Origin of the sequence: Paenibacillus sp. PK3_47, from assembly GCF_023520895.1 — a bacterium.
Classification (GTDB): domain Bacteria; phylum Bacillota; class Bacilli; order Paenibacillales; family Paenibacillaceae; genus Paenibacillus_AQ.
In genome coordinates, this window is the sequence record NZ_CP026029.1 from 1,675,082 (window position 1) to 1,695,944 (window position 20,863).

A 20,863-nucleotide genomic window follows, 5' to 3' on the forward strand; every position below is an offset into this window, starting at 1 on the left:
TCTGTGTTATTTAAGCAATTCTTCCGTACTCAGATTCAGCTTCTTCGCAATGTCACGGATGTTATCGAAGTCACTGTCCTTCACTTCAACAAATTTGGCATCAGGCATGCCGAACAGGTTCTCGAAATATTCCGCATTATCGTACCCGAGCAGGAATGACTTCAGCTTCTCCTTCGTCTCTTCAGGCATGGTAGAGCGGATACCGACAGGTGTTGCATTCAGCGGGCCGGAGCTGGCAATGACACGGTAGGAATCCTCCGCAATCAGGCCTTTGGCAGCCAGCATGGCCGGATACATGCCGGATACGCCTGCCGCATCGTATTGGCCTTTGACTACACCGAGAATGGCGGTATCATGCTTCCCTGCAAACTGGATATTGCTGAAGAAATTCGTTTCCAGCTCTTCGGGATCAAGGCCGAGCTCATCCACAATCATCGATTTCGGGAACAGGTGCCCTGTGGTCGATACCGGATCGACGAAGCCGATGGTTTTGCCTTTCAGGTCGGCAATGCTTTGGATATCAGAGTCTTTAGGAACGATAATGACCGATGCCGGGGATTCTGCAAGGGATGGAAGGCTGACACCGACAACAGGCTCCACCTTGGCCCGGTCAACCGCTACAATATAGGAGAAGGGGCCGAATGTCGCCATGTCGGCTTTCCCGTTTTTAATCGCTTCAATCGCTGCGTTATAGCTTGTTGCTTTATACGATTCCACCGGAAGTCCGATCGCTTCTGACAGACTGTCTTCAAAGTCCTTATTCAGCTTGGCTGCACTGTCGTTTGACTCACTGGGCAAGTAAGCAATGACGAATTTGTCCATCGCTCCCGCCTGGGCCGAGCTGCACGCGGATAATACAGATACTGTTGCTACAATGAGCAGAAGCAGGCTTAACATTCTTTTCACGGTTTTTTAATACCTCCAGTTAGTGGTGTGTTTCTTTTGAATACAACTAGAATACTACATGTATTTTGTTAACTCTGTATTAGCTTCCAGGATTGTTTCTGTTAAGCTGGCGCCTCATCTGCGTATACATTCGTTTACATAAACTTAACTTTACGTCTTCTTCCATTTCGTTCTATACTAACCACATGACTAAGGGAAAGGCAGCGATAACTGAATGAAAGAGTCCGGAAGCCTGATAGATACAGCCTACACCTATCTGAGGAATCAGATTATACACGGAGAAATCATGCCGGGGACCATGCTGTCGGAGAATGATTTGGCCTTACAGCTTGGTATGAGCAGAACCCCCGTGCGGATCGCCATCTCGCGTCTGGAATCCGCCGGTATTGTCCAATCCCTGAAGAAAAGAGGCGTCCTGGTCAAAGAAGTCTCCTATCAGGAGTCTGCCGAGCTGGCCGAAATCATGCTGGCCATGCAGCTCTACGCCACAGCTGTAATGGAGCGTGAAGGCTTCAGGGAGCTTGCCCAGCTGCGGGGGCATTACGGACAGCAGCTTGAGGCTACGCACAACGGGGATTATATTACGTATATACAGAAGGCCATGGATTTCGGCCATTGTCTCATTTCCAGCGTACGCAGCAAAAGCATGCTGCAATCCCTGGAAACCGTCCAGAACAAAATCCAGCTGATCGCCATTATGAACTTCCGCATGACACCGCTTGAACCGCATTTCAGCGCCACACCGCTGAACGGAAGCATTCTGGAAGCGTTAGAGAAAGAGGATTACGAGGAATTGAGGAATGTCCTGCTCAGCACCTCCCTGCGCATCCGCCAGAACCGTTCATTTTATTAAATTTCCTGCATACCAAAAATCCGGGATGCCTGCGTTAGCGGGGCGTCCCGGATTTTTGCCGTCTGGTAATATAGAGAAAGTCTGGGGAACTATCGTGCGAAGCGGAATGTTATGCCTGAAGGTGGCTATTGTTAGCCAATTTAAACTTCTGGTTTTTCACCCTCCAGCGTATCAGATAAAGTGTGCTTCGCAGCAATTCATCACCTATCATAGCTATAAACACTCCAAGTAAGCCGTACTGAAAATATACGCCGAGAACAAAAGACCCGCCGGCAGTAAAAATCCACATGCCTATCACAGCCCACACGGCAACTGCTTTGGCTTCACCTATAGCATTTAAAGCACCAGAAGCACAGAAACCGATGACCCGCATAGGCTGCCAGATCAGGCACAGTGCAAAAGCCGGATATGCCAGATGTATAATCCCGGTATCTTGAGTAAACCACCTCATTAAAGCAGAGGAGGACAAAAGAAGTCCTGTTGTCACGAGAGAAACCAGAATAACACCCGGCCAAACAGCTTGATATAAGCTTTTAAACATCTCCTTGATTAACCCCGCACCGTAGAACTGAGCCACCCGGATTGAAAGTGCCATACCGATTGAAGATGCAATCAGCCAAGGAAGTTGTTGAATCGTAGTAAGGTACGTATAAGCAGCTAATGACTTTTCACCCATGGCTGATATTACGGACATCAATATTATTTGTGAGTACCCCCAGGAAACTGCCGTTACCGAAACGGGCAGCCCGATCCTCATTACTTCCTGCCAAAGCCCCTGTGTTTTTCCAGTCAGAATCATATGTACCGATAATTCCGGAAACGCGCGTATAAGAAGAATAATAGAGGCTGCCAGTGCCGCTCCCCGGCTTATACAAGTTGATATTGCTGCCCCCTGTATCCCCAATGAAGGAAATCCCCACTCTCCAAAGATAAGCACATAATTCAAAATGAGATGAATCACATTCATGCCAATGGCTATTTTCATCGGTCCTTTGGTATTCCCGATACTCCGGACTGCAGCTGTAACAAATGTTTGAAGTACGGTTATCAGTGTGCAGCTCCCTACGATTCTCAGGTAATCTTCGGCGTAGCCGCGGACACCGGCAGGTGCTCCCATCATGTCAAGAAGCAGACCCGCGAAAAAAAAGAAAAACAAACTTAACACTACACCGATGATCAAATTGACTCTTATACTAAATGTAACTGTTTTTTGCGCCTGGTTACGGGAGTTTGCTCCCCACGCTCTGGCAATCAGGACGGTTGCTCCAGCGTTAATAGCGGCAAATAAGGTAAGCACCGTCTGAGTAATCTGGTTGGACAAACCTACGGCAGACACAGCATTATCACCGATCCTGCTTACCATCAAGGTATCAATAGTCCCCATTATAAATTGAAGCAGCATCTCAATCAGGATGGGCCAGGTTAAGACAGAAAGTGATAGGGCCTTACGTTCTTTTTCATCCATAGCTGTACCCCGCCCCAGGAAATTGATTTATGTAAAGTTTTTGTTAACTCCACTCTACAAGGTCCCTTTAGCCGCTACAATTCAGTAAGTTCGGAATAAGATGGACAATTCTCTTTTAAGGGAGAGCAAGCTGAAAGGTTAGAAACTGTCGGCACTCTGCAGCTCCTCACGCTTTCGTTTCCGGTATATCGATGGCGTCTCACCAAAGGTGTCACGGAACTTGCGTGTAAAATGAATTGCACAATCAAACCCGACATCGGCAGCAATCTCTGCCACCTGACGCTGGGTACCGGTTAGAAGCTGCGCGGCCCTCTCCATTCTAAATTTAGTCAGTGTATTCAGAATCGTATCACCCACCTGCTCTTTAAATAGATGGGATAGGCGGGAAATGGAGAGACAGCTTTTCTTCGCAAGCTCCGGCAGACTGACCTTTTGTGCCGGATTCAGCTGCAGATCACGCAAAATATCAGCGATTCTCGGGTCCATGGAAACGGTATGATCCGGGTCTGCGTTTATCTGAGCATGAGCAAGTGCTTCTTCCAGTCCGATTTCAGACAGCCTGCGGTGAAGAATAGAGGTTACGCCCGGAAGCTCATGAGCGACCATCCGCATTAGAGCCTCCTGAATGGACTGGCGCATCTTTATAGAAGAGATATGATGAAAAATAAATTGCCGGTCCGATTCCGGTATTTTCAGCCAGGTGCTCCACTGGGGATCAGGGATGAAATGGGCCCATATGAACTCCCATTCATTCTTTTTGGTGCTGTATTGATGAGGCATTCCAGGCAGCAGAATAGACATATCTCCTGCGGAGCATGTCACAGCCTCCTGGCCCCGTTGTATTTGCCCTTCACCGGAGATGGTATAAATCAGCAGCCAGTCCCTGCTGCCTGATGGCCGGTGGATCGCGTAATCAGCTGTTACACTGAAATGTCCGGCAATCAGAATGCCATAGGAACGCTCTCCGTGAATAGCATAATCCGTCGCTTTTTTAGCCATATCCACTCTACCTTCCCTTCCTATAAATGCCCTAAAATACAAGAGAAATCTGATTTATCTATTAAATCAGATAACCATATCCATCACAAGTGACTTATTTGAGGAGGGCTAAACGCAATGACTGCAGTAACCAGACTTGATTTGACTGATACGCCGCAATTTGAGATTTTCCCGGGCAAACTGGGAGCAAACGGCGGCTCTAACCCTAAAGGTGAAACCTTTGGTTTCACGAACTACTATATGACCCGCAACGGCAGGCCTTTTATTCCGGTTGTAGGCGAGTTTCATTTTTCCCGCTTCAGTTATCTCCAATGGGAAGAGGAATTGCTCAAAATGAAAGCAGGCGGGGTGCATATTGTGGCCAGCTATGTTTTCTGGAATTACCATGAGGAAGAAGAAGGCGTGTTTGACTGGAGCGGCAGCCGCAATCTGCGTCACTTTGTTGATCTGTGTGCCAAGCTGGATTATCCGCTGATTCTGCGTATCGGGCCTTTCTGTCACGGTGAGGTCAGAAACGGCGGCATTCCGGACTGGGTGTTCGCCAAGCCGCTGGAAATCCGCTCAAACGATCCGGCTTATTTGGAACTCTCCAGAAAGCTCTACCGTGAAATTTCCAAACAAGTTAAAGGAACATTCTATCAGGAGGGCGGCCCCGTTATTGCTGTCCAATTGGAGAATGAATATATGCACTGCAGCGCTCCTAACGATGCCTGGGGCTACACTTCAGGCAAGTTTATGAGTTCTGGTACCGAAGGCACAGCCCATCTGGCCGAGCTTCGCCGGATTGCTGAAGAAGCCGGAATCCATCCTCTGTTCTTTACGGTTACGGCCTGGGGCGGAGCAGCTATTCCAACAGAAGATTTCCTCCCGATGCTTGCCGGTTATGCCTATACTTCCTGGCTTCCGGATCAACCGGCAAGCCGCGAATTTCTCTACCGTGATTTACATGCTGTCCCCATGGAGGAAGTTGATTTTAATACCCGCGAATATCCTGTTGCTTATTGTGAGATGGCTGGAGGAATGCAGGTCAGCTATAAAGCCCGTCCATTTGTTCCTGCCGAGAGTGTGGAAGCCATGACTCTGGTGAAACTTGCCAGCGGCAGCAATATGCTGGGCTATTATATGTACCATGGCGGTTCCAATCCAGTCGGAAAGAAAACCTACATGAACGAGCAGTTTCTTCCGAAAATTTCGTACGATTATCAGGCCCCGCTCGGAGAATTCGGCCGGATCGGCGAGTCATACGACCGTATCCGTTCCCTTTCACTCTTTATGGAGTCCTTTGGGCATATTCTGGCGCCAATGCCGACTGTACTGCCTGAGGGGCAGGCAGATCTTGAGGTTACGGATACTGAGACGCTGCGCTGGTGCGTCAGACAACAGGACGGCAGCGGGTTTGTATTCCTGAATAATTTCCAGGACAGCGTGGATATGCCGGACCGCAGCTTCCGGATTGAGCTGGAGACCGCTCTTGGTAAGGTCTCTTTCCCTCATGAAGGAGAAGCTGTGCTGAACAGCGGCACAGGTGCTGTGCTTCCATTTAATCTTGATTTGCACGGAGTATCACTGGTCAGTTCAACAGCTCAACTGCTGACGGAAATCTCAACAGATGAGGAACAAGTTATCTTTTTCTACGCTCATGATGGGCTTGCTCCGGAATATGTTGTGGCAAAATCGTCTATTACCAGCCTGACAGCAGTTGACGGCCAGGTTCAGGAGAACAATCAGGAATATGTGATTCATCCTGCTGCAGGTAAAAACAACGGCGTTGTATTCCGTACTACTCAGGGCAAGCAAATCCGTTTTATTACGCTGACGCGTCAAGAAGCGCTGCAAACTTACCGTTTTAACCTATGGGGCCAGCACGTAGTAGCAGTCAGCGATTGTCCGTTAACCGCTCAAAACGATCAGCTGGTATGTAATTCTCTGGGATTCCCTTCATTCAGTGTGTCTCTCTTTCCTGCTACGGCAGAAGGATTACGCTCCACCTTTGGTCAGTTAGCCCCTGTTCAACAGGAAGGTGTGTTCAGCACTTACTCCCTGCAGCTCCCGGAGTACGCACCGGAAATCAGTGTAGTGAAACCGGCAGAGAAATCGGCTGTCATTGAAGTGAGTACCGCCTGGCCGGTCCATGTAGAGGATGTTTGGCTGGAAGTCGACTATGACGGAGATGTTGCAGAAGCCTTCCTTGGGGATAAGCTGCTTACGGATAATGTGCATTTCGGCCAAACCTGGAGCATTGGTCTGAAGTCCTCCTACAACCAGCTGGAGAAAGACAAGCTTCATATTTCTATTACACCGCTCCGTAAAGGTACCGTCCATACGTATATCAACCAGGCACAGATCGAAGTTTTCGACGGCGTTGAAATTGCTGTATTCCACCGTATAGAGGCCATTCCTCAATATCGTGTAGCCTTAGTAGCCGATAAAAAATAATCATCTCTAATAAAATGTGCCCCGCAGCCGGTTCATTGCCGGTTGCGGGGCACATTTGCTTTGTTATCTAAAACACCTTAGAAAGCGGAAATTCAGAAATGAGGAGTAAGTGCTAGACTGTCGTTTCATTTGTTAAGCTAACGTTTACAGAGTTTCAAGCTCATTTTCAAAAAAATGTAGTTGATAACCACCATTTGATCTAAATATTCCATTTCTCATTTCTCCTAATAAAGCACCATATAGTTTAAAAGCATTTGGTATCGGTCTACCTGTTGATATTCCTGTGATTGAAGAGTAGGGAATTTGCAACTCTTTATCTAATTTTAAAAAGGGTGAGTTTCCAACGTCGATATTTATGTAGGTTTCCATTAGTTGTATTTTACGTTCCATATTTTGATTTCCCCATTTCCAAGTAATCCACTTATTTCACAACTCGAAATTACATATAATACCACAAACACCTCTATTCTTCTTAAAAGTCTAAACTGCACGTTAAATGAACAAAGCAGCCGATCGCGTTACTGGCCAGCTGCCTTACTTCTGATGCTAGTTTATTTTTATACTTTTTAATATTTCGTTGAATTCAGCGATAGCTTGCTTGCTGACCTGCGATGGAGAAGCTAACAATAAGGTATAGATGTCATTATTTTGCTCAAAAAGAATCACGTGAAATTCGATCGTTTCATTTCCGATGCTTAAGCTATAGGTAAACTGCTTTGCATTGAGTTTCCCTACAGTCACGGGCTGCTCAGTGATTTCCACCTCATAATTGTCAGTTATATCTTTTTTGATCGAGCTAACATATTGTTCGAAGTTCACCTCTAAATCGCTCTTACTATAATGCTGAATAAGCATCGTGCTATGCTCGGGTGAGATTAAGATAAGCTGGTGATCGCCTGTATTCTCAACTGAAGATGTTACGTCACTCCAATCACCGTAGCCTGTGACTTGGACTTTTTTATCTTTGGTCGCAAATGGCTGCTTCGTATAAATTGTGGCTGCTTGAATCTCCGCCAGCCAGTTCACCTTCGCATCCGTTGCTTCGCCGATAAAACGTAATGGAACATAGGTGCTGCCCTTTATGATAGAGGGGGCTATTGTCAGTTTTTTCTGATTGCCATTGACCTCAGCAGTAGTTGAACCCACTTTAAGCTTGATAAGCGTACCTGGTTTACTTCCCTTGATTGTTTGCGTTTTTGGATCCCAGTCCACCTTCAGTCCCAATGCTTCGAAAATAGCGCGGAACGGAACAAGTACAGAACCATTTTGCCGGATCGGCGGGGCTTGGAATGTAACGATCTCCCCATTCAACAGGACCAGGATTTCGTCAGGATTTGAAGACGGTGCGGGTTGGTCATCTCCATCTTCTTCAAGCACTTTGACGCCTTTGGCAGTGAGTTCGGCCAGAATTTTCTCTGCATTCGCATCCAGAGGGTTGTTGCTGAGTGAAACCTCCTTGAGCTTCGGAAGACTTGTTAAGACGCTAATATCCTGGACCAGATTATTCTCAAAGTATAAATGCTCCAGTTCCGGGTGATTTCTCAGCGGTTCAAGAGACTGGATCTGGTTATCGTTTATGGCCAGCCAATTCAGTTTGACTAAAGATTGAACCGGCGACAGGTCCTTAAGCTGATTATGGCCGATTAACAGGTCCGTTAAGTTGGTTAATCCCGATAGTGCATCAAGATTCTCTATGTTGTTTGAATCCATCATCAGCTGCTCCAGCTGGGACAACGCTTGCAGCGGCTCAATTTGAGTGATTTGATTGTCATTCAGAGCCAGGAAGGTGACTTTATGCAGATTTTTAAGCGGCTCAATATTGGTAATGCCAAGTCCCGGGAGCATTAAGCTCTCTAAATTAACAGCATGCTCCAGTCCGTTTAAACTGCTGATTTTCTGCTTAGGATCATCGGGATAGAGCGACGTAATAGTCTGTAGATCTTCTTTGGTAATGGGGCCAGCCGGTTTCTTTAACTCGACCCGAATTGCTTGTTCCAAATTTTTGTCTGGGATAAGAGAGGCCTCTGCAAACGCGGATGGAATGGAAACGAGGCTTAGCAAAAAAGCAAATACAATGATCAGTTGAAGTTTGACCGGTTTACGCAAAATGGATTCACTCCTCGAATTGTCATAGTGACTAGATTCGACATTTGTAAACCATTTCCTTTAATCAGTAGGCGGGGGCGGCAACAGACGGCTACTGCTGGAGCAGGATTGGCACTTTTTAACGAAACAGGACACTAGCCAGCTTCCTTCCCCGGCTTGTGTCCTGTTTTTTATCTATTCCATATTCAAAAGGCGATTGATAATAACAGCCGCTTCAGCACGTGTAGCATGCTTTTTGGGTGCAAAGCTTCCATTTCCCATACCGTTAATAATGCCCTCCGAAGCGAGCTGCCGGACTGCTTCTGAAGCATATCCGCTAATGGTATTACGATCAGTAAATGAGACTCCAAATTGTCCTTTACCTAACGTGATTTTTACAGCCTGGGCAGCCTTATAAATCATGACAGCCATATCTTGGCGGGTAATTGATTCTTCTGGAGCAAAGGTTCCGTCTGCCCGTCCTTGAATAATACCAAGCTGCTCTGCTGCCGCTGCCGGAGCAGCATACCATGAATCCTCCGGAACATCGCTGAAGCTGCTATCAGCTAATGAACCTTTCAAATCAAAAGCACCCAGCAGCATACTCACGAACTCGGCACGGGTAATATTACGTGCCGGAGAGAATACCTCTGCCGCAGTTCCTTTTATAATATCTCTGGCTGCAAGCGCCTCAATACTGGCCTGTGCCCAAGGAACGGTACTTAGATCAGAGAATGATACTGGCGAATACGCCGCTGCGTATTTGCTGAAATGCTTCACTTTGAAAGATACTTTTCCGCTTGATAGCTCATACCCTCCGTTCTTTATAATCTCCAAAGCTCCGTTATCATTAATAGAGTAAACAACGATATTCTGTGGTTGCTGTCCAGGTTGCAGTGTATAAGGGAGAGCTACCTGAGCAGTGCCGCCGCGCAAGTCGGCCGGAACTCCGTCAATGGACAGCGTAATATCGAGAACGTCTGCTGTACCCAGCTGATTCTTCACATCAGGAGGCAATGTGCCAGTATCCGATTTCACAACAGTTAACAGGATATTGCCTGCCGGACTGGCATCCGTCTTCAGAAGCAGTGAAGGATGCAGCGAAATGGCTGCCAAACCTGTATCGATTGTAACGGAGGTAAGAGCATGCTTGCCGGTAACCGGTGCTGCCGGAAATTGTAATTGTACTCCTGCAGCGGCTTTGTCTGGTATGGCAGCGATCTTCAGTTCTCCCGCAGCTGCATTTACGGCAGCAGTAAGATCATCGGCACTTATGACTGCTTTTGCTATACCATCCGTGCCGGATGTTGTAGTTACGGTTACCGTGCCGCCAACAATCTTTACCCCTGCCGGAGAAGCTGAAGGCGGGGCCATTGGCGTCCCTGAAATCCCCCCGGATAATGGCACTTCTGATGCTGGGGTTGGTGTTGCTGCCGGCGATGGTGTCGGTGTCGTTGCCGGTGTCTGCGACGGAGTGGGTGTCGGCGTTGTCACCGGTGCTTCAGGTTGCGTTTTTTGCTGCCCTAAGTACCCGAGTTTTACATCATCCACCAGTGCCCAGTTTCCGCCAATCGCATCGGCCTGGAATCCGAAAGTCAGCTCGCCTCCGGTTACTGCAACTTTGAGGTTCATAGCAGTCATTCCACCGGTTGCCGGGATATTCAGCTTAGCCATATCGCCGCTTCCCGGTTGAGCGAACATATAATACTCTTTCTGCCCTCCGCCTGAGTAGAACGAAGCCGATACCACATAATCCCCGTCCGTAAGACCGGTTACCGTCTGAGAAGCCTTTGTAACATAGGCTCCCTCCATCCAGCTGGACAGTGCATACTCCCCCTGCCTTACTGCACTATGCTTTTGAACATAAGAAGCGTGCTCCGTCCCTTCCAGTGTCCAGCCCGGTACATCATACTGTGAGGTTCCTTGCGTTTCAAATCCGCCATTGACGATCGGCACTTCGGTACCCATGCGCAGATGCGTATCCGAAATGTCCTTCAGTGCCTCCACCTTAACTTCAGCCAATGTCCCGTCCATGTATCCGGCTTTTTCAGCGGTAAGCTGATACAGGATGCCTGCCAGCATATCCGGTAAGGAATATTTCCCGGCACTGTCTGTTACTGTGCGGTATATATGTTCACCGGACACTGCTGTGACCTCGGCTCCGGGCACCGGCTCGTTATCGCTGTTGGTGACGGTTCCGGACAGTCTTCCCAAGTTTAAATCCATTGCAAAATCTACATGAGCCGTTACCTGCCCTACAGAAACAGAAACCTCTCTGATTTCGGATTGTACATAGTTGTTTTTGGCTGCTGTAACGGTATAACTTTGGCCCGCAGGCACATGAAGCAAAGTGTACGAGCCTGTAGCATCAGTTAACGTTATGAGCTTTTGGCTGCCCGCTGTCACTTGTACCTTAGCGCCTGCAACAGGTACGTTTTGGCGGTCAGTCACCTTCCCTTGAATAGTACCGGAGCTAAGCACGATATCCAAATCCACACCCCGTGTTACCTGGCCGTTCAAAACTTCAACTCCGGCTTGAGAACCGGAAGTAAACCCCGGTTTGCTTGCAGTAATCGTTAATGGCTGCCCTTCCGGCAGATCCCCAAGTGTATATTCACCCTTTTCACTACTCCGCACCGAATGAACAATGCCCGCTCCGCTGACGGAAATGACGGCATCTTTAACCAGCCGGCCCTGCTCATCTCTGACAATGCCAGACACTGCGCCGCCGGACACTTCAATATCTGCCGTTGTAATTTCTCCATATACTACGGCAGACACGCTGGCCATTCCACCCTGGTAGCCGGCTTTGGCTGCACTTAGCGTGTATCCGCCGCCTACGGGAACATCCGGAATTAAATAATTTCCGTTAGAATCCGTGACAACTCTGCGCTTGGCTCCATGTATATCCGCCAGAATTTCCACACCACTTAACCGGTTCCCGCTTTTTCCGCGGATAACACCGTTAATCAGGCCTTTTGTAGACCCGTCGGCATTTTGAGAATAGGCATCATGAACAGGAAGTGCCCTTCCTTCGAAATCGAACAAGGTAGTATTAGAGACAGCGTTTATATCTGCCTGATCGTCAGCTTCCTTTAAAGCCCAGCCGACACCAGGCACTTCAATCATAATCGGGTCCCAGTACAGGTCGCCGATGATTCTGCCGTTATTTGCGCTTTTTAAGGCATTAAATAACTCAATCATAAAGTTTTTTTGGCCTTCAGGTGTGCTTGAATCCATAGGGTAAGGTCCGTTATCTGTCAGCTGCCCCGGTGACCCGTTAGGAACAGTAGGGTTCCAGTTATACCCCGTCTCCATAATCATAATGTCCTTATCATATTTTTCGCTCATGTCGTTACAAAACTCCACCATTTGCTGGATCGTTTTGTTGGTCCAGAACGGGTAGTACGACGGTCCAATAATATCATAGGGTACAGCCAGCTCTTCAGCTTTATCAAAGAAACCTTCGTACTTATCGTAATTCCCGGCATCATCCAAATGCAGAATCACTTGGGTTGAGGGGGAAACCGATTTAACAGCATTTGATCCGGCGGTAAGAAACCGCGCCAGGTTCTCCCAAGTCGCTGCTCCCGCTCTGCCGTACGGGTACAGAATGCCTGACTGCATTTCATTACCCAGCGATACATACTCGGGCGTTGTCCCCTGATCCTTCATAGCCTGCATGACTTCTACTGTATATCCGGCCAGCAGCTCTTCCAGCTTGTCAACCTTGGCCGCATCACTTGCCAGTCCGCTGATTTGTTCCTGCCATTCATGCGGGATATACTGCAGGGAGCCATTGGTCCAATAATCACTGTAATGGAAGCTGAGCTGAATCTGTAGTCCCGCATCCTTAGCCCGCTTGGCCTGCTTCAGTATATCTGCTTTGTCCATAATGCCTTCAGGAACGTAGTAGGTGCCGTCTCCCCGTCCCTTGCCAGGATTGTTGTAGAGACGGAGCCTGACGATATCCTGGCCGTTTTCTTTCAGAATCTGAAACAGATCCTTTTCGATACCATTCCGGTCATAGTATTTGCCGCCCATTGATTCTACATAGGTAATCTCGGATGTATCCCCGCCCTTTAGCAGCCGGTAAGGCTTGTCGTCCTTAATGAGTTCGACATCATCGAGCTGTGACCAGCTGCCGCCCGAAGCATCAGAATATAATCCGAATGTAATATTCCCAGTTGTTACATGAATACCCCGAACCGTTACCTTCGTCCATTCATCTCTAACCGGTATGGCCGTTCTGGATTCAGAGGTTCCATTATTTTTTGCGAACAAATAATTGGCTTTCTGCCCTCCACTGCTCCGTGTCCATCCGGTAAGCGTATAGTATCCTTCTTCTACATTTGAAATGGTCTGGAACGTAGAAACCTGATACGAATCACTATTTCCGTGCCTCAGGCTGTGTCCGCTCTTATACCCGGATTCTGAAATAGCTGAGTCCCCCTCATCTCCTTCCACTGACCAGCCCTCTGCTGTTCCTGCAGTGCCTTCATCCTCAAACCCCCGGTTTACAATGGCAATACCGGCAGGAATGGGAGCCGTCTCTTGCTGCTGTGATGTCAAAGATACAAGGTCGAAGCTGATCCATTTATTAGCCGGTCCATCTGCGTAAAAACCGATCTTCAGCGTATCACTTGAGACTGTAACGGGCAGATCGATTTTGCTCCATCCGGAGCTGGCAGGAATATCAATCTTTACATCAGGCGCATTTCCAGAACTGGCATACATATAGCTCTGATTAAACCCGCCGCTGCTGTCAATCCATGCAGACAGCATATAATTACCGTAGGTGAGCCCAGTTACTGTCTGATGGGTATCCGCTGTAAAAGCTGAGTCAGACCAATAGCTAAGCCTTTTATCGCCGCCTCCTTGGGGAGCCCAACCGGATTGAATGGTTACGGCCGGATTGACACCGGCATCCCATGAAGTGATACCGTTTTCAAAACTCCCGTTTCTAATGTAATCAGTTACCAGGCCGGGTTCTGTATCCTGTTCAGCATTGGCCCATCCTGTGGATGGGAACAGGCCGATCAGGATTACACATGCCAAAATAAGATGAAATCCGGCCCGCAGGCCCTGCTTACTGCTCCGATTCATACTCATTCCTCCTGTTGTTGGCTTCATTTATGGCCGGCTGCTTACTTTGCACTCTTATGCATCAAGTATTGATTGGCTTGTCTTCGGGCCTCGTTCAATACTTTCGGGAAGCCTGCCGCTGTCACCGCCCGCTGCATCCGGTCATATGCCTGATCCACGTCGGAGACCATTCCTCCCTGCAAAGGGCTCAAATATTGGAGTGCCGCCTGATTGATTTGCTCCAGTTCACCTTTAACGGGTGTCGGATTGAAATTGAACGAAGTATACCTGTAGGGAACCAGCATGCTGCTTATCTGCTTCCGATGCTCCCGGTACATAGCGCTCCATGAGGCAAACGCCGGGAATTTGCTCTTATTGGCAAACCAGAATCCTGCAGCGTCCGGCGGATAATCATTGGTATCTGCCGAGATTCCTTCAGGCAAAGCAATCTCCCCGTTTTTCAGGACATAGTTTTTACCCTCAATGCCGAAGTAAACAAGCCGGCTGTAAGACGGGTCTTCCATAATTAAATCCATAGCCTGCATAGTTAATTCCGGATGTTTGGATTCAGCAGGCAGGGCCACCCCATTATTTATATAAGGGTCAGTGATATAGGTCCCCTTAGCAGAAAGTGACGGAATAATCTCAATCTCCCAGCCCTTTTGTTCTGCCGCAACCAGGGTTGCCTGAATGTCATTGGAATTTCCAAAGGCAACTGCCGATAATCCTTGTTCAAAAGAATCCTTGCTTCTAATTTTATTGGCGATTGCATCATGGTTAATATACCCATGGTCGTACCACACCTTCACAATCCTTGCTGCCTCCAGGTAGCTGCTCCGCAGGGGCTCATCGAATATAGATAACAGCGCACCGTCATTACTGTCCCAGCTTGAGAATACCCCTGAGAAGCCATTGGTCGTTGTAATAAGATCGACTACCGCAGGACCCAGCTCCCACTGCAGATTAGAGTGTATTTTTGCAAAGTCGTACTGTTTATCGACCCGGATAGGCACCATTTCCGGCTCATTCGCCTTTACGGCTGCTAAATAGGGCTGCAAATCCGAGAAACGTCTGATTTCAGAAAGGCCGTATTTTTTACGCAGATCGCCGCGGATCAGTGTAACCGGAACCTTTAGATCGGGAGAAGCCGAAGGAATCATGTAGACATTTCCGCCCACCTCAGCCTGCTTCCAGGCCTGCTGATCGGTCGCCTGGTAGTGAAGAGGCATGTAGGTTTTCATCATTTCAGGGGTAATGGCACGGAAGCCGCCCCGGGCGGCAATTTGGGAGTAATACGTCCAGTTGCTGGCAAAGATGAAGTCCACATTTTCATTGGATGTCAGGACCAGCGGATACCGGGCGGCAAGCTCTCCCCATCCGATATAGCTTATATGAATACGTACATTCAAATCTGCGGCAAGTTTGTCATTTATCCGTTCCATCACCTCATTTAGTCCCGCTGGAGCACTGCCAATCAAATATCCGTTAAGCGTAACTGTTTCTGTATCCTTCCGGGAGTCCGGCTGTTCTGCTTTTGTACACCCTGCAATAAGCAAGATCAATAAGGCCGGCACAACGATGACCAGCCTCTGTATTTTCCTGTACCTCATTGACGTTCTCCCCCTTAATGACTTATAGACGGGTTCGCTGCGGCAGGGGAGAAACCCTTTTGTAAATATATAGATAAGGAGCCGGTAGACCTATCGACTCCTTATTTATCCTCACTGTTGATTAGCGAGGAACTCCTTGGCTTGCTTTTGTGCTTCTGCAACAATTTTATCGAGACCGGCATCCTTCGCCTTCTGCTCAAGCTCTGTAAAGGCCTTGTCGATATCTTTCACAATTCCGCCCTGAATCGGCAGATAGTATTGTGTTTTGACTGTATTCATATTGGCAAGCTCTGTTTTAATATTCACTGTATCCATCGCCAGCGAATTAAACACATAAGGAACTAGAATGTCTTTTAATGACTCCTTATGCTGGATATACTGCTCTGTCCAATTAGCCATGGGCGGAAATTGGCTTTTGTTCGTAAACCAGAAGCCTGCTGCATCCGGGGCATAGGTATTGGACTCTGCCGTAACTCCTTCAGGAAGGTCAATCTTCCCATCTTTTTCAACGTAGTTAACACCTTCGATACCGTAATACACTAATTTGTTGTAGCTTGGTTCTTCCATAATCAGATCCAGGGCCATCATTGCCCGTTCCGGATTTTTGGAGCCAGCTGCTATGGAGACCCCGTTATTAATATAAGGATCCATAGGATAGGTTCCGTTGGCAGACAGATTTGGAAGAATCGCTACCTCCCATCCCTCCTGCTCAGCCTTGGCCAGCGTAGTCTGAATATCGTTGGTATTCCCGAAAGCTACAGCCGATTTCCCTTGCTCAAAAGCATCTTTACTGCGGACTTTATTAGAGATTGCATTTTTATTGATATAACCCTTGTCGTTCCAGGATTTTACGATTGCTGCCGCCTTCTTCTGCGGTTCCATAATGTAAGGATCAAATTGGGAATACACCGTACCTGCCTGATCGTCCCAGTCTGTGTGTGTGCCGGACCATCCATTAGTAATCAGAACGCTATCCACAGTTCCTGCTCCAAATTCCCATTGAAGGTTGAAGAAGTACTTTCCAAAGTCATATTGGCTGTCGGCATTGATCGGAATCATAGCCTTTTCATTCTGTTTGACTGCTTCCAGATAAGGTTCGATGTCCTGAAATCTCTTGATTTCGGGCAAACCGTATTTCTTCCGCAGGTCATCGCGGATCAAGGTTACCGGAACCTTCTGGTCAGGTGAAGAAGTTGGAATCATATACATCTTCCCGCCCACCTGTGCTTCTTTCCAGGCCACCTCATTTGTGGCGGCAAAATGCTTCGGCATATACTTCTCTACTTCATCCAATGTAATTTCGCGGAAAGCACCTTTTGATGCTTCCTGATTGTAATAGGCCCAGTTAGCCGAGAAAATAAAGTCTACATCCTCACCTGCAGCGAGTACCAGTGGATACTTGGAGGCAAGGTCTCCCCAGCCTATATAGCGGAATTCAATTTCAGCATTGATATCTGCTTTCAGCTTTTTATTTAGTTCATCGACCACGGCATCCATCCCGACGGGTGCTGCTCCGAGCAGGTATCCTGTAAGCTTCGCAGGTTTCGATAGATCTGCTCCGGAATTTGTACTTGCCTGTGCATTGCCGGTTGCAGCGTTATTGCCGCCGCCGGCATTATTGTTGTTTCCTGAGCAGCCTGACAGCACCATCCCGGCCATAAGCCCGGCTGAAATCAGAGTGAGCAATGTTTTTTTGATCTGCATGAAGATCCTCCTTTTTTCTGGTAACCCCCAAAATAATCATCACAACAAGCTGACGCGCATCACCTCCCTTAGAGGAGAGGCCTTTATCCTTTAACGGCCCCTACAGTAATCCCCTGAACAAAGTACTTCTGAACGAACGGATACAAAAGAACAATAGGGCCTGTAGCCACAATGGTTAAGGCGAGTTTCAGTGATTCCTTTGGCATATCCAGACGCGGGACACTGTTTACCATCTGACTGGAGAAGTTAGCGCTCGACAAGATCTGGTAAAGCGTGTACTGCAGCGGAAACAGGTCTTCCTTTTCGATAAACATCATGGGTGTCCACCAGTCATTCCAGTATCCGAGTGCCGTGAACATACCTATTGCAGCCATTGCCGGTTTGGAGAGCGGAATTACAATCTGCAGGAAGATCCGGAAATCACCAGCCCCGTCTATTTTGGCAGATTCTATCAGTGCGTCAGGAAGCGAGCCGTTAAGGAAATTGCGCAGGATCAGAATATTAAAGACATTGAACATTCCCGCTAACAGAAGCACCAATATCGTGTTTTTAAGATGAAGATTCTGCACAATCAACAGGTAGTAAGGAACAAGTCCCCCATTAAACAGGGTTGTGAAATATAGAAAAAATGACAGTGAGTTGCGGTAACGGACATCTTTGCGGAACATCACATAGGCAGCCATCATGGATAAGAATAACGAAACTGCCGTACCCGCTCCGGTTACAAAAATGGTTACACCGTAAGCACGAAACATTTTTTCCGGGTTTTGAAAGACCATCTGATAGGCTTCCAGTGAAAATTCACCTGGCCAAAAGGAATAGCCATTATAAATAATGGAATGTTCCGAAGCAAAGGAATTGATCAGAACGATAAGGAATGGAACAACAGCAACGAGTGCAAAAAGACTTACGATGATATAAGAGATTGTGCTCATCATTTTTTCATCGCGTGTACGGATAATCATGTTATGGACCACTCCTTCCTAGAACAGTGCCTGATCCCGGTCATAACGCTTCACCAGGCCATTGGCAATCATAATAATGACAAAGCATAATACGGACTGGTATAATCCGCCTGCAGAGGCCATCCCAAAGTCCTGGCTCACAATCAGAGACCGGAAGACCAGCGTGTCGATGATGTCGGTTGCATCCATCAGAATGCCGTTATTACCGATCAGCTGGTAGAACATATCGAATTCACCGCGCATAATCCGGCCGATACCGAGCAGCAGCAAAATGATTGTTGTCGGCTTTAACAGCGGAATCGTCAGATAGCGGACACGCTGGAACACATTCGCTCCGTCAATCTTAGCGGCTTCATATGCAGAAGTATCAAAGCCCATAATCGCTGATAAATACAGGACACTGCCAAATCCAACCCACTTCCAGACATAGAAGAACGGCAGGATGAAATACCAATAGGAGGTTGAAGAGTAAATATCAACGGGATCTAACCCAAGCCCTGTCAAGACGGAGTTCAGAAGGCCGTATTCGTAATTGAACAGGTTATATACGATGGCCGCTACGGCTACCCAGGACAGAAAGTACGGCAGAAACAGCAAAGTCTGTGTGGTTTTCTTGAAAATTTTCCCTGACATCTCCGCGATTAACACCGCTACCAGGATGGAAAAGAACAAATAGGCTGCCAGAAATACGGAATTGTACATAAAGGTATTTTTGGTGACCAGCCATGCCTTTCCGGAGCTGAAAAAATATTCGAAGTTGTCAAAGCCGGTCCACGGACTGCCGAACATGCCCTCCTGATAATTGAAGCTTTTAAAGGCAACTACGATTCCAGCCATCGGGATATAGTTGAAAATAATGAAATAGAGCGCGATCGGTACAAACATCAGGTACAGCACTTTATTACGCGCCAGCTCTTTAAAAAGTCCTCCGCCTTTTCTCTCCAGTTTCGTACGCTTTACCGCTTTCACAGCAGTTTTGACTTCAGCCGCCATACACTCCCTCTTTTCTCTTCTTCGTTGAATGCGCTTTCGATTTCTCATAACAAATTATAGTGGAGCCCTTCTGCCGGCAACATAATACAGGTTTACGTTTTTCTTGGTAGAATTACGGAGTCTTGTTTTTACAGCATTAGCGGTTGCGCCAGGCTTGAAGGAAGCTTTATATTGAGAACAGCAGAATGAAAAGGAGGGGCTATCCATGCGGGCCATGCTTGTCGATGATGAACCTCTCACCCTTGAGAGCCTGAAGCAATATATAGAGTGGAGTACGCTTGGTGTGGATCGTTTGGAGACCGCTTCCAATGGTGCAGAAGGACTTAAGCTTGCAATTACATTTAAGCCGCAAATTATTATTAGTGATGTCAGGATGCCGCGTATGAACGGAATTGAATTCGCTACAAAAGTCCGGGAATTCGATCCGGAGGTTAAAATTATTTTCCTGAGCGGGTACTCAGATAAAGAATATTTGAAGTCGGCCATTCATTTAAAAGCCGTCCGGTACGTAGAAAAGCCGGTGAAACTCACAGAAATAACCAGTGCTCTCCAGGAGAGCATCCGGCAGTACCGGTCTGAGCAATATACACGTAACTTCACACGCTCCTTTATTGAACAGAAGTGGTTAACCCGTTTTATTAAAGAAGAAAAAACATATGCGGAGCTGCAAGCTGAAGAAGGACCCGTCCCCCGGTTGGACTTTCTCGCAGGAATGGTTCTTCCGCTGGCTATCCGGCTTACAAGCAAACTGGATGGTGTTGAAACCCGTCAGGAAGAATCGACAGAACGCATTGTGCAGTGGCTTTCACAGTATTTCGGGGAATATTCTTTGACGGGGTACGTAGAGGCCTATACCCTGCTTGTTTTAACCGGGGCTTCAAGTCTCCAACCGGATGTGCAGATTGAGCAGGCAGAGCGTTTACTTGAAGAACTTTATGAAGTCTTTGGTGTTGATTTTGAGTTTGCCGTCGGGATTGGTCCGGTGACGGAAACCGGGATGGGAATTGGCCGCGCCTGCCGCCTGGCAACAGAAATATCAAGGCAGCAATTCTTTAAAGGCTACGGCAAAGTGCTTATTGGAACGAAGGAGGGAGATAGCCGCGGGATTACACAGGAACGTGAGGATACTTTTATCCGTGAATTCCGCTCCGCACTCCGTGCAGAACACCAGGCAGACGTCCACAACCTTTTGGCTCAGATCACTGATGAATTGCGCAGTCTTATGGACACGGATACCAAGCGGATTACGAATATCTATTTTCGCTGCTTAATTACACTGCATGAATTCACGGTAGACAAAGGCTTGTCAGTCATTGAGACTACCCAGGAGGAGCGGTTCCTCTGGCAGGAAATCAGCAGGCTGTATACTTTGGAGTCATTGCACGATTATGTTGCCGGTAATGTGGGGGCAGTGTTTTCCCAGCTCATAGAGAAATCGGCTGTAAGTGCCCGGGTATCCGTTATCCTGGACTTTATCCAAGCACATTATATGGATAAGGGGCTTACCATAAGGCAAATTGCAGACAACACGTATTTAACCCAAACCTACCTATGCGCTCTTTTCAAAAAAGAGATTGGCAAAACGGTCAACGAATATGTAACAGAGATCCGCATGGCTAAAGCAAAGGAACTGCTGCAGAACCGGCGGTTAAAATTGTACGAGGTTGCCATGGCCATAGGGATCACGGATTCCAACTATTTTTCATCGCTATTTAAAAAATCTACGGGACTGACGCCTTCCCAATACCGCGAGAGAATGTGA

Annotated in this window: 13 protein-coding genes; 3 read left to right on the plus strand and 10 right to left on the minus strand. The window is 47.6% G+C overall.

All coding sequences use genetic code 11. The features are described from left to right. Positions 1 to 6: 6 nt before the first annotated feature. Entirely contained in the window at positions 7 to 897 is an 891-nt protein-coding gene (locus tag C2I18_RS07510) for a phosphate/phosphite/phosphonate ABC transporter substrate-binding protein (protein ID WP_249902037.1), read from the minus strand. A gap of 223 nt (positions 898 to 1,120) precedes the next feature. Here C2I18_RS07510 and C2I18_RS07515 point away from each other — a divergent pair, with 223 nt between their 5' ends. After that, complete coding sequence (locus C2I18_RS07515) at positions 1,121 to 1,759, plus strand: GntR family transcriptional regulator (RefSeq protein WP_249900636.1); 639 nt, start codon at positions 1,121 to 1,123, stop codon at positions 1,757 to 1,759. A 109-nt stretch (positions 1,760 to 1,868) separates the two neighbouring features. Here C2I18_RS07515 and C2I18_RS07520 read toward each other — a convergent pair whose 3' ends face one another. Both C2I18_RS07520 and C2I18_RS07525 read right to left on the minus strand, forming a co-directional pair. Continuing rightward, the gene (locus C2I18_RS07520) at positions 1,869 to 3,224 is read right to left on the minus strand and encodes an MATE family efflux transporter (RefSeq protein WP_249900637.1); all 1,356 of its coding nucleotides are present in this window, start codon (positions 3,222 to 3,224) and stop codon (positions 1,869 to 1,871) included. Between the two features lie 138 nt (positions 3,225 to 3,362). Beyond that, positions 3,363 to 4,223, minus strand: a complete 861-nt coding sequence (locus C2I18_RS07525; protein ID WP_249900638.1) for a helix-turn-helix domain-containing protein — start codon at positions 4,221 to 4,223, stop codon at positions 3,363 to 3,365. 117 nt (positions 4,224 to 4,340) lie between these two features. Here C2I18_RS07525 and C2I18_RS07530 point away from each other — a divergent pair, with 117 nt between their 5' ends. Then, positions 4,341 to 6,659, plus strand: a complete 2,319-nt coding sequence (locus C2I18_RS07530) for a beta-galactosidase (protein WP_249900639.1) — start codon at positions 4,341 to 4,343, stop codon at positions 6,657 to 6,659. Between the two features lie 144 nt (positions 6,660 to 6,803). Here the strand turns inward: C2I18_RS07530 and C2I18_RS07535 are convergent, their stop codons facing one another. The 7 genes from C2I18_RS07535 to C2I18_RS07565 form a co-directional block, all read right to left on the minus strand. Further along, entirely contained in the window at positions 6,804 to 7,049 is a 246-nt protein-coding gene (locus C2I18_RS07535; protein WP_249900640.1) for a hypothetical protein, read from the minus strand. 156 nt (positions 7,050 to 7,205) lie between these two features. Then, positions 7,206 to 8,765 (minus strand): stalk domain-containing protein, encoded by a 1,560-nt coding sequence (locus tag C2I18_RS07540; protein ID WP_249900641.1) that lies wholly within the window; start codon positions 8,763 to 8,765, stop codon positions 7,206 to 7,208. Positions 8,766 to 8,939: 174 nt separating this feature from the next. After that, the gene (locus C2I18_RS07545) at positions 8,940 to 13,850 is read right to left on the minus strand and encodes a glycosyl hydrolase 53 family protein (protein WP_249900642.1); all 4,911 of its coding nucleotides are present in this window, start codon (positions 13,848 to 13,850) and stop codon (positions 8,940 to 8,942) included. 41 nt (positions 13,851 to 13,891) lie between these two features. After that, positions 13,892 to 15,439, minus strand: coding sequence for a DUF3502 domain-containing protein (locus C2I18_RS07550; RefSeq protein WP_249900643.1), 1,548 nt, complete (start codon positions 15,437 to 15,439; stop codon positions 13,892 to 13,894). A gap of 111 nt (positions 15,440 to 15,550) precedes the next feature. Next, positions 15,551 to 17,143, minus strand: a complete 1,593-nt coding sequence (locus C2I18_RS07555; RefSeq protein ID WP_249900644.1) for a DUF3502 domain-containing protein — start codon at positions 17,141 to 17,143, stop codon at positions 15,551 to 15,553. A gap of 83 nt (positions 17,144 to 17,226) precedes the next feature. Then, a complete protein-coding gene (locus tag C2I18_RS07560) occupies positions 17,227 to 18,108 on the minus strand; it encodes a carbohydrate ABC transporter permease (protein ID WP_249900645.1) in 882 nt (293 codons plus the stop codon). 18 nt (positions 18,109 to 18,126) lie between these two features. After that, positions 18,127 to 19,101 carry an ABC transporter permease gene (locus C2I18_RS07565; RefSeq protein WP_249900646.1) on the minus strand — a complete coding sequence of 325 codons (975 nt, stop codon included), beginning with the start codon at positions 19,099 to 19,101 and terminating at the stop codon, positions 18,127 to 18,129. A 205-nt stretch (positions 19,102 to 19,306) separates the two neighbouring features. Between C2I18_RS07565 and C2I18_RS07570 the strand changes: the two genes are divergently transcribed. Further along, positions 19,307 to 20,863 carry a response regulator transcription factor gene (locus C2I18_RS07570; protein WP_249900647.1) on the plus strand — a complete coding sequence of 519 codons (1,557 nt, stop codon included), beginning with the start codon at positions 19,307 to 19,309 and terminating at the stop codon, positions 20,861 to 20,863.